The sequence below is a fragment of the Bacillus sp. AC266 genome (genome assembly GCF_979253805.1).
In genome coordinates this window covers 450,574-464,877 of sequence record NZ_CEEDEC010000004.1, presented here as the reverse complement: position 1 = coordinate 464,877, position 14,304 = coordinate 450,574, and the positions used below count along the sequence as shown (strand labels likewise).

Genomic DNA, 14,304 nt, shown 5'->3' with positions numbered 1-14,304 from the left:
TGAAATATAATATGAATGCACGTAAGCAATTATGGATAGCAGTTATATGTATGACCTTTGTTGTAATTTTAGGGACGATAGGATTTATGACAATTGAAGAGATTAGCTTGTTTCAAGCATTTTGGATGACGATGATTACTGTATTAACGGTTGGATATGGTGATGTAGTGCCTATAACACAGGCGGGGAAATTTTTTGCGCTCCTTATTATACCTGTTGGCGTCGGTATCGTTACGTATGCAATGGGGGTAGTTGCAGCTATGATCATTGAGGGTAACTTATTTCATGCAGTGCGGAGGAAGAAGATGGATAAACAAATAGCACAGTTACAAAAGCATATTATAGTATGTGGTTGTGGAAGAGTAGGGCTTCAAGTTGTACATGAATTAAAGGAAAAGAAAATCCCATTTGTAGTTGTGGATAAAGATGAAAGTATATTCGAACAGGAAAAGCTTTTATATGTACATGGGGATGCAACTGAAGATCAAGTGTTACATAATGCCGGAATTTCGAAGGCAGCCGGTCTAGTTGCTATCGTAGCAAACGATGCTGAAAATGTATTTATTACATTAACGGCAAGAGGGCTTAATGATACAATTAAAATTGTAGCAAGAGCTGAAAAGCCAGAAACAGAAGAAAAATTACGGCGCGCTGGTGCAAATAAGGTTATTAATCCATCTAGTATGGCAGGGATTCATATCGCAAAAGGTATTGCGAATCCGTTAACAGTTCATTATATTGATACAGTATTGTATGGAATAGAGCAATCATTTGTAATTGAAGAAATTCAAGTTGGTAAAGATTCTATCTTAGCTAGTAAATCGTTATTAGAGAGTAATGTGAGAAATCAATTTGATGTAACAATTTTAGCGATTTTAAGGGATGGGTATATTATCCATAATCCAACGGGGCAGGAAAAACTGCAAGAACATGATATGATAATAGTATTTGGTTCAGTGGAGAAACTGGGGCAATTTGAGAAAGAACTACAAAGTAAGAGGTGACAAGGAATGCAAGTATCTAGCGATAAGGTTTTAAATAAAATGGCGAGTGAAATTGCAAAGGCAAAAAGTAGTGAAGGACAAAAATCAAAAGAGCATTTATTAGTTGTGCGTGCATTATGTGATTTATTATTAGATGAACAAGTTGAGCCTTCTACGTATAGAGAACCACAAGTTCAATCACAAATAATCGGATCTCAGCCTATAACAACAGTTCAACCGGTTATGCCAGTTTCTGGAGAACCTGTGTATATAAAAGAAGAAGGTGCAAATGGTAATTCTTTATTTGATTTTTAGGGATTAAATCGTTTGGATTATATGTGAAAATTGCTTATGATAAAAATAAAAAGGGGAATTAAGATGAAAATTTTCTTTTTACTAGGTTGTATTGCAGCGGGGCTATCTGTTGCATTAGGGGCTTTTGGAGCACATGGTTTAGAAAATAAAATTTCTGCAAAAATGTTAGAAGTGTGGAAGACGGGCGTTACATATCAAATGTTTCATGCAGGTGGCTTATTCGTAGTTGCTCTATTAATGGACAAAATGCAATCATCACTTTTAAGCACTGCGGGTTGGCTTATGGTAGCTGGGATTATTATGTTCTCAGGCAGTCTTTATGCATTAAGTACAACAGGTATTAAATTCTTTGGCCCAATTACACCCCTTGGTGGTGTAGCGTTTATTGTGGCGTGGATTCTAGTCGGAACTGCAGTTGTAAAAGGGTTATAAAAAACAAAAGCTGGCATTCGCCAGCTTTTTTTTATGGTCTTGGAGCATAAGTTGCTTGTTGACCAGGTAAATACGTAATTTCTCCTGGGAATTCTACATAATCTAAATAAATCATTAGTAGTAAAAAGCGTTTTCCAGATTTCGGCTCACTAATTACGATATGATCACGGCCAGCTGCCTCGATGATCCCTGTATAAGATTGTGTACCAAGCGAACTACCGCGTTCATAAGTCATTACAACTGTAGCTGGCTTACCCTTATTTAAACGAAGGATATTTTCAATATACGATTGCTCTAGTGGTAACATACCTTGAGAAACTGCAAGTTGAGCCTGAGCAGCTTGTTGTTGCATCGCTTGCTGTTGTTGTTGTTGTTGCTGCTGCTGTGGGGTCATTTGTTGCGGTTGTACATAAGTTCCAGATGGTTGATAAAAACCTGTTCCGTAGTACGGGTTTTGTTGCTGTGTCATTCAAAAATCCCTCCTCATTTTCATTCCTTAATATACGCCTGGACAATCTCCACCAGATGGTTGGAAGAAGCAGTGTTTTTTAAAGCGACCAGAATTTTGTTGGTCATACCAAGTTGGTGGGCAAGGACCTTCAGGTCTAAAGAACCATAAGGCGAAGTTGGCGGGCCAAAAACGTTGTCCCTGAATTGTCCGGCGGGCTAAGGCAATATCTTGTTCTCTCGCTCGTTGATAAAAATACCCTTTTTGAGTTGCTTCAAAACCACCAGGATTTTGATAAACCATTTGACGTAAATTACGTATTTTTTTGAAATCTAAACAATTTCCGCGGACACGATTTACCCCAACGTTTCCGACCATTAACATCCCTTGTTGGCCTTCTCCTTCGGCTTCAGCACGCATCAGTCTAGCTAATAACTTAACATCTTCTTCGTTATACGCGATAACACCCATTATGTGTCACCTCTCTTTTTGGAATGCCTTGTAGAAAGAGGTTCATTTCTAGATGAAGTGTGGAACAATTACTAGTTCATACGTATGAGAAAAAGGACGCAGATATGACAACCAAACGAAGTTTTACATCTAGAGGGGAAAATAAAAAAGCTAGCGTGAGCTAGCTTTTCATCATTAAAATACTTTAGACCATAAGTTTGAGAAGAAATCGCCAATTGAACGCATTGTTAATACGAACCAATTTGCTTTTTCTACTTCTTCAGTCGCTTTTGCAGTAACTTTTATACTTTTATTTCCGTCTAAGAAACCATATTTATCAGTTGGTTCTAAGACGATTGAACCTACCTTTGCATCTTTCTTAATAGGAGCAACTAAATGCCCATCTTCAGCAAGTGATTTATCTGCTTCAGTAGAAATTTTGTAAGGTGATTTGCTACCTTTTGTAGTAACTACTGTCACTTCTTTTTCTGGTGCAACTGTTACGTAGTCTTCTTTTCCTTTTACTACAGAAATTTTGTTGTTTTTATCTATTTTTAATTTCTGCTTTTCGAAGTTATTAAATCCATATTCAATTAATGCGCGAGATTCTGTGAAACGTTCGTCCATTGATTTCGTTTTAATAATAACAGATATAAGACGTAAATCACCGCGTTTTGCTGTAATGGTAAAACCATACCCAGCTGTATCGGAACTTCCTGTTTTTAAACCATCTGCTCCTTCATAAGAGAAAGCAGCACCTGGTAACATCCAGTTCCAATTTTCCATACGAATTGGTTTTGGATGATTATCTGGGAAGTTTCTAAATCTTTGTTTTGTATCCTCTAGCATTTCTGGATACTTTGTAATAATTGTTTTTGAAAGAATACCCATATCGCGAGCTGACATGGAGTTTTCTCCATTCGGATCAGTTCCTTCAGGATGTTTTCCTTTTAAATCAGCGTTATTTAACCCAGTAGCGTTTACAAATTTATATTTCTTTAACCCTAGTTTTTTCGCATGTTCATTTGCGAGATTTAAGAAGTTCTTTTCACTTCCTGCAAGTAATTCTGCTAAAGCAATACTAGATCCATTTGCAGAGAAGATAACGATAGAATGGTATAATTCTCTTACAGTATATTGACGTCCTTTTTCGAACGGCACGTTAGAGAATTCATTATTACGTGAAACTTCATAAGCGTAATCAGAAATAGTTACTTTCGTATCCCAAGTGATTTTTCCTTCTTTAATTGCTTCTAATACGGCATAAATAACAATTAATTTTGACATACTAGCGATAGCTAGTAATTCATCTGGATTTTGTTCATGCAGTATTTTTCCTGTATCCGCATCAAATAGCAGTGCAGCAGCTGCCTCTATATGTATTTTTTCTTCTGCATGGGATGTTGTTACTCCTAAGGAAGAAATTGACAATAGAGACGCTAGTAAAATAGACAAGATTTTCTTCATATACATTATCACCTTCGCATCGTTATTAGCATATAGCTCGTACCATTTTAGCATAAATTTGGATATAGAAAGGTTACAATTTTGTAAGGAAATTGAAAAGAATTTGTCGATTTTTGTTCAAATTTGCAGAGAAAAGAAGTTTTTTGTGGGTAAATATAGAGGATAATAAAAAAAGGAACGAAATTCGTTCCTTTTTCATTATTATATGTGTAAAAATTTCTCTACTTTTTCGTCTGGTAAAATGTTCCCAACGAAGAATGTACCGAATTCACCGTAACGGGCACTTACTTCATCGAAGCGCATTTCATATATAAGCTTCTTAAATTGAAGAACATCGTCAGCGAATAATGTTACGCCCCACTCGAAATCGTCGAATCCGACTGATCCTGAAATTACTTGGCGTACTTTCCCTGCGTATTGGCGACCGATTTTACTGTGACTGTACATCATTTTTTTACGTTCTTCCATAGGAAGCATGTACCAGTTGTCATCACCTTGGCGACGCTTGTCCATTGGATAGAAGCAAATATGATTTGCTTTTGGTAACTCAGGATATAAGCGAGCTAAGATTTGTGGGTTTTGGTATGGATCTTCATCAGCTGGAAGGTAGTTGCTTAGTTCAACAACAGATACGTAAGAATATGCAGGAACTAAATATTCAGCTAATGTTGTTTTATTTAATTCTGTTTCGATTTCATTTAACTCTTCCATTGTTGGACGTAAGATCATAAGCATAATATCTGCTTTTTGACCAACAACTGTATACATTGCATGACTGCCTTTTTTTGCAGTAGCTACTTCGTTCCATTTTTCAACGACATTTAAAAATTCAGACACTGCTTGTCCGCGTTCGTCACTAGATAATGTTTTCCATGCTGCCCAATCAATAGAACGTAAATCATGTAAACAATACCAGCCATCTAACGTTGTTGTTGCTTCACTCATTCTATTCACCTCAGTTAATGATATTTTACACGTTAACTATAGCATATATAGGATTAAAAACATCTACATAAAGTTTCAGCGCATAAAATTGTCACATTTAAATTTACTTGAAAATAGGAGGATATAAGGCTTAAAGGGGCTTTATTTCTATGCTGAATTTTATGAAAATATAATCATTTTCATTTTATCTATTTTTTGGGAGCTATAAGTTTAAAATATAGAGGAAAAGCAGTATTCTTAAAGATAGAGTTTTTTAACATATGTAGGAGGGTTTATTCGTGAGCAACTTATTTACAACAGTAAAAGAAAAAGTTCAAGGAAAAGGCATTTCTATCGTACTTCCTGAAGGAACTGATGAAAGAATTTTAGGCGCTGCAGAGCGTTTAGCAAAAGAAGAGTTAGTAAAACCAATCTTAGTTGGTAATAAAGAAGAAATTAGCGCAAAAGCAGCTAGCATGAACTTAACATTAGCAGGCGTTGATATTTATGACCCAGCTACATACGAAGAAATGGATGCAATGGTAGCATCTTTCGTTGAACGCCGTAAAGGTAAAGCAACAGAAGAAGATGCTCGCAAAATCCTTAAAGACGAAAACTACTTCGGTACGATGCTTGTATACATGGGCAAAGCACAAGGTTTAGTAAGTGGTGCAGCTCACTCTACAGCTGATACAGTTCGTCCAGCACTTCAAATTATTAAAACAAAACCAGGCGTTACAAAAACTTCAGGCGTATTCATCATGGTACGTGAAGAAGAGAAGTATGTATTCGCTGATTGCGCAATTAACATTGCACCAAACAGCCAAGATTTAGCTGAAATTGGTATCGAAAGTGCGAAAACTGCTGAACTATTCGGTATTGACCCACGCGTTGCTATGTTAAGCTTCTCTACAAAAGGTTCTGCGAAATCTCCAGAAACAGAAAAAGTTGTAGAAGCAACTCGCATTGCAAAAGAAATGGCTCCTGAATTAACTTTAGATGGAGAATTCCAATTCGATGCTGCATTCGTACCATCTGTAGCTGAGAAGAAAGCTCCAGGTTCTACAATTAAAGGTGATGCTAACGTATTCGTATTCCCAAGCTTAGAAGCTGGTAATATCGGCTACAAAATCGCTCAACGCTTAGGTAACTTCGAAGCAGTAGGACCAATCTTACAAGGTTTAAATATGCCTGTAAATGATCTGTCTCGTGGATGTAACGAAGAAGAAGTGTACAAGTTAGCTTTAATTACAGCAGCTCAAGCACTTTAATTCTATAACGAATTAATATGAAAAAAGACCATCCTATTTCTTTTGAAATGAGGGTGGTCTTTTTGATTTCTATTTTTCTAAACCAAGTGCCTTATTATTACGGTCAATAATACGTTGTAAATTCGTCTCATATAAAGGAACTTCATCTACTGTTAGCTGAGATGATGTTAACTTTGGAGTGAATTGTTGCAACGTTTTTAAAAGGCGCATCATTAAATCTTGCACTGTAATTGTTTCGCCAAGTAATTCAGATAGTGAAGCCATCGTACTCGGTACAATTTCAGGATACGTAAATCTTGTTTCTTCGCCTTGAATTGCTACGTTGTAAAAATCACGAACGAGTGCGGCACGCTCAGATCCGCTTCCTGTCGCACATAAGTAAATTTGTACAGCAACGCCTCCGCGAATACGACGCTGAGAAATACCAGCAAATTTTTGATCGCGAATGCTCAAATCGTAGCTACCAGGACAATAAGAACCAACAATTTCTTTTGCTTCGATAGTAACATCGTAATCTTTTAACATTTCCTTAATTAAATGCCACATCGTATCGTATCCAAGGTCGATATCGATACCCTTTTCTGTTTCTTGGAATAAAAGTGATACGTTTAAAACACCTTCATCAAGTACGACAGCAAGTCCACCAGAATTACGAACGATAACATTGAAGTCGTTTTCTTTTAAAAAGGAAATACCTTCTTCTAAATGTGGTAGGCGTGAATCTTGAATGCCAAGAACAATTGTATTGTGATGAACCCAAGAGCGCATTGTTGCAGCGGATAGACCATTTCCAATACTTGTGCATAACGTGTCATCCATTGCGAATGACTGAAGTGCATGGAAAGTTGGTCCTAAACTAGACTGATCTACAATACGCCACTCTGGCTGAGATAAAATCGAACGGGAATTGCTCATATAACTAACCCCTTATTTTTAAAATGACAATCTCTATTATAGCAAAAAATGTAGAAAGGGGTTTTCTCATATATAAAGGGAAGTTTAGAGGTGAAAGAATAAAAAGGATGCATGCAATGCATCCTTTTTATTCTGCAATTTTTTCTAAGTTACCGTTTCGATCCATGCGGAAAGATGTTTGTGAGCGTTCCTCATCATCCATTACTGCTAATTTACGAGCACGGTTCATAATATTCATAAGTGTTTCGTAATCCTCTTGTACAGTATGAGATTGTTGTTCTAATTTTTCTAGTTTCTTTTCTAGTTCTTCATTTCGAAGGATTTGCGTTTTAATTTCTTGTTTCAATCTCGTATTCTCGTTTTCAAGAGCTGTTACTTTTATATTTGAAGATCCAACTGTTTGTAAAAAGTAAATAACATCTTGCATTGTTATTGAGCTTTTTGGAGCAGGGACAGTCGGCTTTTGATATGGAGTAGCTTCTGTATATTGAACAGCTGTTTCATACGGTACGTGTTCTTCATAATCAGTTATCGCCGCCGCTGAAGCTGGTGGTGTGTAAAGCAAACGTTTTTTTGTCTGTTCACCGCCCGCAGCACGCATTTTATCTTTACGATGTTTTTTTGCTAGTTGAAGAGCTTGTTCATAGCTATAGCGAACAACAGCATTCCAGCGGAAACCACAAGCAGCAGATGTGCGATTTAACTGATCTCCTACTTCTTCAAAAGCATTTAATTGAGTACTTCCTTCTCGAACATGGCGAAGCACCGTTTCAGCAAGTAATAAATCGTCCTCGTCTGTCCAAGCATCTTGTCTTACTTTCATAGATTCAACTCCCTTTCTTTTTATGAACTTCCTATTTTTATAATGGGCAAAAAAATGAGCTTTTATACAAAGCTTTTAAAAATATGGTAGATTTCAATGAAGAGAAGAAATGTGGCTATGAATGATGAAAGCTTTTGAAGGAGAAAATATAAAAAATAGGTAGCTTTATATAGGAATAGAGCTACGCCCGGAGACTTGCAACAAGCTTCAAAGAGCGGTAAAATACCATTTAGTGTTTATTTTTAAATGTACTTGTGAAAAGTTTAAAATAGAGGAAGTGTTATATATAATGGGAAACGAATTTCGTGTGTGTGATGATTGTCAGGCAACGAACGTTAAAACGTTGATTCCGAAGTTAAAAAAAGTAGATTCATGTGCAACGATTGAGGTTGCATGTCAGTCTTACTGTGGCCCTGGTCGTAAAAAATCATTCGCGTTTGTAAATAATCGTCCAGTTGCGGCTCCAACAGAAGACGAATTAATTGTAAAAATTGAAGCAAAATTAAATAAGTAAGAAAAAGAAGAGTGAACAGATTACTCTTCTTTTTTTATGTCCATAAGATAGCGTTTTGTATGAATTCGTATTTCAAAATAATGGTTGACAGTCTTTTGAGGTGGTAGGTAGAATAGAAAGTGTCTGATTCTGATAATCATTATCACGAAAAAGGTCAATTCACCTAATTTTTTTATTATTATTTGAGAATAAATTTCATTTTATTAAATATATGTTGTTGGTTAGGATGGTTGAGGGATGGAAGCGAGCGCAAGGAGTATAGAACAGCAAGATGTGAATGTTAAAGAGATTAAGAGCAGACCGCTCGTTGCTTCTATTATTTTAATAGCAGGCACAATTTTGTTAGCTTTAAGTATGGCAGTTTCTATTTCGTTTGGTGCAGCAGATATTAGTTTAAAGACCGTTTGGCAAGCTGTATTTCAGTTTGATGGTTCCATAACGCACCATAACGTAATTCAAGAACTTCGCATGCCTAGAGCAATAGGGGGCGTAGTTGCAGGTGCTTTTTTAGCGGTATCAGGTGCAATTATGCAAGGTATGACACGAAATCCACTTGCATCTCCATCGTTAATGGGGATTACAGATGGTGCTGTATTCGGAATTGCAATTATGTATGCATTCTTCCCTAATTCACCTTATTTAATGTTTGTTATCGCATCTTTTATTGGAGCTGCGTTTGGAGCGAGCATTGTATATGGTATTGGGTCTTCTTCACCAGGTGGATTAACGCCTGTAAAATTAGCTTTAGCAGGTGCAGCAATTAGTGCTTTATTAGGGGCAATTTCATCTGGAATTGCATTGTATTTCAACCTTGCCCAAGAGGTAAGTATGTGGAATGCAGGCGGTGTTGCCGGAGTGAAATGGCAAAGTATTAATATGTTAGTACCGATTGGTCTTGTTTGTCTCATTATAGCAATTATGATGTCGAGATATATCACAATTTTAAGCTTTGGTGAAGAAATTGCGATTGGACTTGGTCAAAATACGACATTAATTAAATTTATCGGAACAGTACTTGTTCTTGTATTAACAGGTTCTGCGGTTTCTATGGCAGGATCAGTTGGATTTGTTGGACTTGTAATTCCGCATATGACTCGTTTCCTTGTAGGCTCAGATTATAGATGGGTTATTCCATGTTCTGCGGTCTTAGGTGGATTGCTAATTGAATGTGCAGATATGTTATCTCGCGTTATTAATCCACCATTTGAAACGCCAATTGGAGCAATTACAGCGCTAATTGGGGTGCCATTCTTCCTCTACTTAGCACGTAATGAAGGGAGAGGAAAGATGTGAGGACGAGCGTCTTAACAAAAAAGAACGTTTCTATTTTAACGATTTTAGTAGGATTAATTGTTGCTGTATTTTTAATAAGTTTAAATACAGGAACATTTAAAATTCCTCCAATAGATGTATTAAAGTCACTAGTTGGATTGGGTGCAGAAGATCAATCTGTTATTTTATTTGAATTTCGTATGCCGCGTATGGTTATTGCTATATTAGTTGGTTCTGCATTAGCTATGTCAGGTGCAATTTTGCAAGGGCTATCACGAAACCCACTTGCTGATCCAGGTATTATAGGTATTAACGCCGGAGCGGGATTAACAGTTGTTGTATTCGTCTACTTTTTCTTTGGAAAAGTTGGAACTGGTACATTTTTATCTGTATTTATCCTTCCATTCTTCGCGCTAGTTGGTGCGATATTAGCAGCGATTATTATTTATTTACTAGCATGGAAAGACGGTGTTTCATCAACTCGATTAATTCTTGTTGGTATCGCTGTTGCAGCCGGATTTGGTGCGGTTAGTTTAATTTTCTCTATGAAGATGACATCTAACGATTTCCGTTTTGCAACGATTTGGTTGGCAGGAAGTTTATGGGGAACAGATTGGAAGTTCGTACTAAGTGTACTCCCATGGATGATTATTTTCTTACCACTTGCCATTAGTAAAGCGCACATATTAAATGTAATGAATTTAGGCGACTCTACAGCAGTTGGCCTTGGTGTAAACGTAGAAAAGGAAAGACGTAAATTATTATTTATTGCAGTTTGTTTAGCTGGTGCATCTGTTGCGGTGGCGGGAGGCATTGGTTTTATCGGTTTAATGGCTCCGCATTTAGCGAGACGCCTCGTTGGTGGTAAACATCAAATTATGTTACCAACGGCTGCATTAATAGGAACGTTCTTGCTTTTATTTGCAGATGTAATTTCAAGAAGTGTGTTACCAACTTCAGAAATACCGGTCGGTCTTGTTATTTCTGTAATTGGCGCACCATATTTCATATATTTACTTATGAGGACAAAATAAAGGGAGGCTTTTTGTATGGCAACTTTAGCAGTTGATGCGGTATCTGTTGGGTATAATGAAGGGTTAATTATAGATGGATTAACAGTTGAAATTCCGGAAGGACAAATTACAACGATTATTGGACCAAATGGTTGTGGGAAATCCACATTATTAAAAACGGCTTCTCGTATTTTGAAAGCAAAACGAGGTACTGTTTATCTTGATGGAAAAGCAATTGAGAAACAGCCAACGAAAGAAATCGCAAAGAAAATGGCGATTTTACCACAAACTGCAGAAGTGCCAACAGGCCTTACTGTGTTTGAACTTGTTTCATATGGACGTTTTCCTCATCAAAAAGGATTTGGAACATTGAAAGAAGAGGATTATCGCTACATTCATTGGGCACTTGAAGTGACGGGGATGACAGAATTCGCAAATCGTCCAGCAGAAGCTTTATCAGGTGGTCAACGTCAACGTGTATGGATTGCGATGGCTCTTGCACAAGGAACAGATTTACTTGTGTTAGATGAACCAACAACATACTTAGATATGGCTCATCAACTTGAAGTATTAAACTTACTGAAGAAGTTAAACAAAGAAGAAGGCAGAACGATTGTTATGGTTATTCACGATTTAAATCATGCTTCTCGTTTCTCTGATCATATGATTGCATTAAAAGCAGGTAAGTTAATGAAACAAGGAACGCCAGATGAAGTTATGACGAGTGAAACACTTCGTAACGTATTTGAGATTGAAGCGCAAATCGTTCCATGTCCAGTAAACTGTAAACCAATTTGTTTAACATACGATTTAGCGATGATTAATAATCAATTGCGTAAAAAAGCATAATTAATAGAATTTCCCCCTCTTAAAGAGGTGAGAGGGGGAGTTCTAATGGACGTTGAGCTTCTTACCCACGGATGGGAAGTTGAACGCCCGTTAGAACGGGTTATAAACAACAATTAATAAAAATATATTAATTAAATGTTGTTTCGTTTCTTATAGTTACATGCAAATTATAAGAGAAATACAGCTAGAAGGAGTCGGAATATGAAGAATTTTAAAATGGCACTATTAGCAATGGTACTAGTTGTTACTTCTGTACTATTTGCAGCTTGTTCTAACAAAGAAGAAGAAAAGAAAGCAGATGCGAAAACTGAAGAGCGCACTGTACAACACGCAAAAGGGGAAATTAAAATTCCTGCAAATCCAAAGAAAATTGCTGACCTTAGTGGTTCAACAGAAGAATTATTAATTTTCGGTATGAAACCGATTATTACTGCAAATACAACACAAGAAAAAATTGATTCACATATTGAGAAGAAATTGAAAGATGTAAAACCGGTTGGTTCTGCGTGGGGCGATAAAATTAACATCGAAGCAGTGGCTGCTGCAAAACCAGATTTAATTATTGTAAACAATCGTCAAGAAAAGATTTATGATCAATTATCTAAAATTGCACCAACAGTTATGTTAAAAACTCCATTAGACCAATGGCGTCCAAAATTCGAAGAAGTAGGTCAAATCTTCGGTAAAGAGAAAGAAACAAAAGAATGGTTCAAAAAGTATGATGAAAAAGCAAGCAAATTACATGATAAAATCGTTGCTAAAACTGGCGATGCAACATTCATGAAAATGGCTGCATATCCAAATGCATTCCGTGTATACGGTGACTACGGTTACGGTAGCGTAATCTTTGGTGATTTAAAATTACCAGCAGTTAAAGGTACACCAACTGATAAACCGTTAGTACAAATACAAAAAGAAGCTTTAATTGATTACAACCCAGATTACTTATTCGTATTTACAACTGGTGACGGTTCTCAGCGTCTAAAAGAATTCCAAGAAGAATCAATTTGGAAAAATATGAACGCTGTTAAAAACAACCATGTATTTACAATCAGTAATGAAGATGTAAACAAAGGATACTTCCCACTAGGTAAAGAAATGATCCTAGACGAAGTTACTGAGTTCATTTTAGGAAAATAATATATAAAGAAAAATCACCTTTGCTTTGGTAAAGGTGATTTTTCTTTATATAACAGGAATTAATATAGTCTTTCATTTCTTTCTGTTTCCTATATCGTTTATAATATATAGTAAGAATGCAGTAAAGAAAGGGGGATGTCGGAAAGTGGTATATTTAAACGACAAACTCAGCGAAACAAAAGTGTTTAAAGACCCAGTACATAAATATGTACACGTGCGTGATCGCGTTATTTGGGATTTAATCGGAACGAAAGAATTTCAACGCTTGCGCCGTATTAAGCAGCTTGGTACGACATTTTTTACATTTCACGGTGCAGAGCATAGTCGCTTTACTCATTCGTTAGGTGTATATGAAATTATTCGTCGTATGATTGATGATGTGTTTGATGGCAGACCGAACTGGAATGCTGAAGATAGATTGTTATGTTTATGTGCGTCATTACTTCATGATGTCGGTCACGGCCCATTTTCTCACTCGTTTGAAAAAGTATTTTCGTTAGATCATGAGAAATTTACACAAAAGATTATTGTTGGTGATACGGAAATTAATCGTGTGTTAAGCCGTGTGGATAAGGATTTCCCGCAAAAGGTAGCAGATGTAATTGCGAAAACGTCTACTAATAAATTAGCGATTAGTATGATTTCGAGCCAAATTGATGCCGATCGTATGGATTATTTATTAAGAGATGCATATTTTACTGGTGTAAAGTATGGGAACTTTGATATGGAACGTATACTGCGTGTCATGCGCCCGTACGGTAATCAAGTTGTCATTAAAAATAGTGGTATGCATGCTGTAGAGCATTATATTATGAGCCGTTATCAAATGTATTGGCAAGTATATTTTCATCCGGTAACACGTAGTGCAGAAGTAATTTTAACGAAGATTTTACACCGAGCTAAATCACTGCATGAGAAGTATTATGCGTTTAAAAATCATCCTGTTCATTTCTATTCTTTATTTGAAGAAGAAGTGACAGTAGAGGATTATTTAAAGTTAGACGAGAACGTAATGTATTATTACTTCCAAGTATGGCAAGACGAAGAAGATCCGATTTTAAGTGACTTATGCCGCCGTTTTATGGATCGAAATCTATTTAAATATGTAGAGTTTACAGATAAGCACGGTTTAGATAATTGGATGGAGCTAAGTAGCTTATTTAAAAAGATTGGACTCGATCCAGAGTATTACTTAGTTGTGGATTCAACATCGGATTTACCGTATGACTTTTACCGCGCAGGAGAAGAAGAAGAGCGTCTGCCAATCTTACTTCTTATGCCGAACGGGGAACTTAGAGAGCTTTCGCGTGAATCGGATATTGTTGAGGCGATTACAGGTAAGAAGCGAACGGATCAAAAGCTATTCTATCCGCATGATTTAATCTATGAAGATGGAAGAAAAGGAAAATATAAAGAGAGAATTATCGAGTTGTTAGAAGGAAAGAAATAAGAAGCAGCTAATAGCTGCTTCTTATGAAAAAACTTGAA

16 protein-coding genes are annotated in these 14,304 nt (G+C 36.5%); 10 read left to right on the top strand and 6 right to left on the bottom strand.

Features of this window, described 5'->3' with window-relative positions; genetic code table 11:
- The first annotated feature begins 11 nt into the window (after positions 1 to 11).
- The 3 genes from AC0IXC_RS19345 (at position 12) to AC0IXC_RS19335 (ending at position 1,730) form a co-directional block, all read left to right on the top strand.
- The gene (locus AC0IXC_RS19345) at positions 12 to 1,004 is read left to right on the top strand and encodes a potassium channel family protein (protein ID WP_002143915.1); all 993 of its coding nucleotides are present in this window, start codon (positions 12 to 14) and stop codon (positions 1,002 to 1,004) included.
- 6 nt (positions 1,005 to 1,010) lie between these two features.
- Positions 1,011 to 1,298 carry a YwdI family protein gene (locus AC0IXC_RS19340; protein WP_001198367.1) on the top strand — a complete coding sequence of 96 codons (288 nt, stop codon included), beginning with the start codon at positions 1,011 to 1,013 and terminating at the stop codon, positions 1,296 to 1,298.
- Positions 1,299 to 1,361: 63 nt separating this feature from the next.
- On the top strand, positions 1,362 to 1,730 hold the full coding sequence (locus tag AC0IXC_RS19335) for a DUF423 domain-containing protein (RefSeq protein WP_002016371.1): 369 nt from the start codon (positions 1,362 to 1,364) through the stop codon (positions 1,728 to 1,730).
- 31 nt (positions 1,731 to 1,761) lie between these two features.
- Here the strand turns inward: AC0IXC_RS19335 and gerQ are convergent, their stop codons facing one another.
- From gerQ to hemQ, 4 genes are all read right to left on the bottom strand, one after another.
- A complete protein-coding gene (gene gerQ, locus AC0IXC_RS19330; RefSeq protein WP_002143914.1) occupies positions 1,762 to 2,199 on the bottom strand; it encodes a spore coat protein GerQ in 438 nt (145 codons plus the stop codon).
- A gap of 27 nt (positions 2,200 to 2,226) precedes the next feature.
- Positions 2,227 to 2,649 carry a cell wall hydrolase CwlJ gene (cwlJ, locus tag AC0IXC_RS19325; RefSeq protein ID WP_000538158.1) on the bottom strand — a complete coding sequence of 141 codons (423 nt, stop codon included), beginning with the start codon at positions 2,647 to 2,649 and terminating at the stop codon, positions 2,227 to 2,229.
- A gap of 174 nt (positions 2,650 to 2,823) precedes the next feature.
- Positions 2,824 to 4,101: a serine hydrolase gene (locus AC0IXC_RS19320; RefSeq protein ID WP_326996687.1), complete on the bottom strand. Its 1,278-nt coding sequence runs from the start codon at positions 4,099 to 4,101 to the stop codon at positions 2,824 to 2,826.
- A gap of 195 nt (positions 4,102 to 4,296) precedes the next feature.
- Positions 4,297 to 5,040 (bottom strand): hydrogen peroxide-dependent heme synthase, encoded by a 744-nt coding sequence (gene hemQ, locus AC0IXC_RS19315; protein ID WP_001287592.1) that lies wholly within the window; start codon positions 5,038 to 5,040, stop codon positions 4,297 to 4,299.
- Positions 5,041 to 5,318: 278 nt separating this feature from the next.
- Between hemQ and pta the strand changes: the two genes are divergently transcribed.
- Entirely contained in the window at positions 5,319 to 6,290 is a 972-nt protein-coding gene (gene pta / locus AC0IXC_RS19310) for a phosphate acetyltransferase (RefSeq protein WP_000067219.1), read from the top strand.
- A 69-nt stretch (positions 6,291 to 6,359) separates the two neighbouring features.
- On the opposite strand, the gene lipL is transcribed toward pta, so the two are convergent.
- Both lipL and AC0IXC_RS19300 read right to left on the bottom strand, forming a co-directional pair.
- Positions 6,360 to 7,205 (bottom strand): octanoyl-[GcvH]:protein N-octanoyltransferase, encoded by an 846-nt coding sequence (lipL, locus tag AC0IXC_RS19305; RefSeq protein ID WP_002143911.1) that lies wholly within the window; start codon positions 7,203 to 7,205, stop codon positions 6,360 to 6,362.
- Positions 7,206 to 7,332: 127 nt separating this feature from the next.
- Positions 7,333 to 8,028 (bottom strand): RsfA family transcriptional regulator, encoded by a 696-nt coding sequence (locus tag AC0IXC_RS19300; RefSeq protein ID WP_002016365.1) that lies wholly within the window; start codon positions 8,026 to 8,028, stop codon positions 7,333 to 7,335.
- A gap of 289 nt (positions 8,029 to 8,317) precedes the next feature.
- Between AC0IXC_RS19300 and AC0IXC_RS19295 the strand changes: the two genes are divergently transcribed.
- The 6 genes from AC0IXC_RS19295 to AC0IXC_RS19270 all read left to right on the top strand — a co-directional run bounded on the left by AC0IXC_RS19295 (position 8,318) and on the right by AC0IXC_RS19270 (position 14,266).
- Positions 8,318 to 8,542, top strand: coding sequence for a YuzB family protein (locus AC0IXC_RS19295; RefSeq protein ID WP_000526075.1), 225 nt, complete (start codon positions 8,318 to 8,320; stop codon positions 8,540 to 8,542).
- A 237-nt stretch (positions 8,543 to 8,779) separates the two neighbouring features.
- Positions 8,780 to 9,835, top strand: a complete 1,056-nt coding sequence (locus AC0IXC_RS19290) for a FecCD family ABC transporter permease (RefSeq protein ID WP_000388282.1) — start codon at positions 8,780 to 8,782, stop codon at positions 9,833 to 9,835.
- Complete coding sequence (locus AC0IXC_RS19285) at positions 9,832 to 10,848, top strand: FecCD family ABC transporter permease (RefSeq protein WP_012262062.1); 1,017 nt, start codon at positions 9,832 to 9,834, stop codon at positions 10,846 to 10,848. The genes AC0IXC_RS19290 and AC0IXC_RS19285 overlap by 4 nt, the downstream gene beginning before the upstream one ends.
- Before the next feature lie 15 nt (positions 10,849 to 10,863).
- The gene (locus tag AC0IXC_RS19280) at positions 10,864 to 11,676 is read left to right on the top strand and encodes an ABC transporter ATP-binding protein (RefSeq protein WP_000212073.1); all 813 of its coding nucleotides are present in this window, start codon (positions 10,864 to 10,866) and stop codon (positions 11,674 to 11,676) included.
- Between the two features lie 201 nt (positions 11,677 to 11,877).
- The gene (locus tag AC0IXC_RS19275) at positions 11,878 to 12,816 is read left to right on the top strand and encodes an ABC transporter substrate-binding protein (RefSeq protein WP_002138981.1); all 939 of its coding nucleotides are present in this window, start codon (positions 11,878 to 11,880) and stop codon (positions 12,814 to 12,816) included.
- A gap of 145 nt (positions 12,817 to 12,961) precedes the next feature.
- Complete coding sequence (locus tag AC0IXC_RS19270) at positions 12,962 to 14,266, top strand: HD domain-containing protein (protein ID WP_215590519.1); 1,305 nt, start codon at positions 12,962 to 12,964, stop codon at positions 14,264 to 14,266.
- The last annotated feature ends 38 nt before the right edge of the window (positions 14,267 to 14,304 follow it).

Bases quoted from the DNA above. Each gene is read 5' to 3' on its own strand.
- AC0IXC_RS19345 (WP_002143915.1), top strand. From the start codon at position 12: ATGAATGCACGTAAGCAATTATGGATAGCAGTTATATGTATGACCTTT.
- AC0IXC_RS19340 (WP_001198367.1), top strand. From the start codon at position 1,011: ATGCAAGTATCTAGCGATAAGGTTTTAAATAAAATGGCGAGTGAAATT.
- AC0IXC_RS19335 (WP_002016371.1), top strand. From the start codon at position 1,362: ATGAAAATTTTCTTTTTACTAGGTTGTATTGCAGCGGGGCTATCTGTT.
- gerQ (WP_002143914.1), bottom strand. From the start codon at position 2,199: ATGACACAGCAACAAAACCCGTACTACGGAACAGGTTTTTATCAACCA.
- cwlJ (WP_000538158.1), bottom strand. From the start codon at position 2,649: ATGGGTGTTATCGCGTATAACGAAGAAGATGTTAAGTTATTAGCTAGA.
- AC0IXC_RS19320 (WP_326996687.1), bottom strand. From the start codon at position 4,101: ATGTATATGAAGAAAATCTTGTCTATTTTACTAGCGTCTCTATTGTCA.
- hemQ (WP_001287592.1), bottom strand. From the start codon at position 5,040: ATGAGTGAAGCAACAACAACGTTAGATGGCTGGTATTGTTTACATGAT.
- lipL (WP_002143911.1), bottom strand. From the start codon at position 7,205: ATGAGCAATTCCCGTTCGATTTTATCTCAGCCAGAGTGGCGTATTGTA.
- AC0IXC_RS19300 (WP_002016365.1), bottom strand. From the start codon at position 8,028: ATGAAAGTAAGACAAGATGCTTGGACAGACGAGGACGATTTATTACTT.
- AC0IXC_RS19295 (WP_000526075.1), top strand. From the start codon at position 8,318: ATGGGAAACGAATTTCGTGTGTGTGATGATTGTCAGGCAACGAACGTT.
- AC0IXC_RS19290 (WP_000388282.1), top strand. From the start codon at position 8,780: ATGGAAGCGAGCGCAAGGAGTATAGAACAGCAAGATGTGAATGTTAAA.
- AC0IXC_RS19280 (WP_000212073.1), top strand. From the start codon at position 10,864: ATGGCAACTTTAGCAGTTGATGCGGTATCTGTTGGGTATAATGAAGGG.
- AC0IXC_RS19275 (WP_002138981.1), top strand. From the start codon at position 11,878: ATGAAGAATTTTAAAATGGCACTATTAGCAATGGTACTAGTTGTTACT.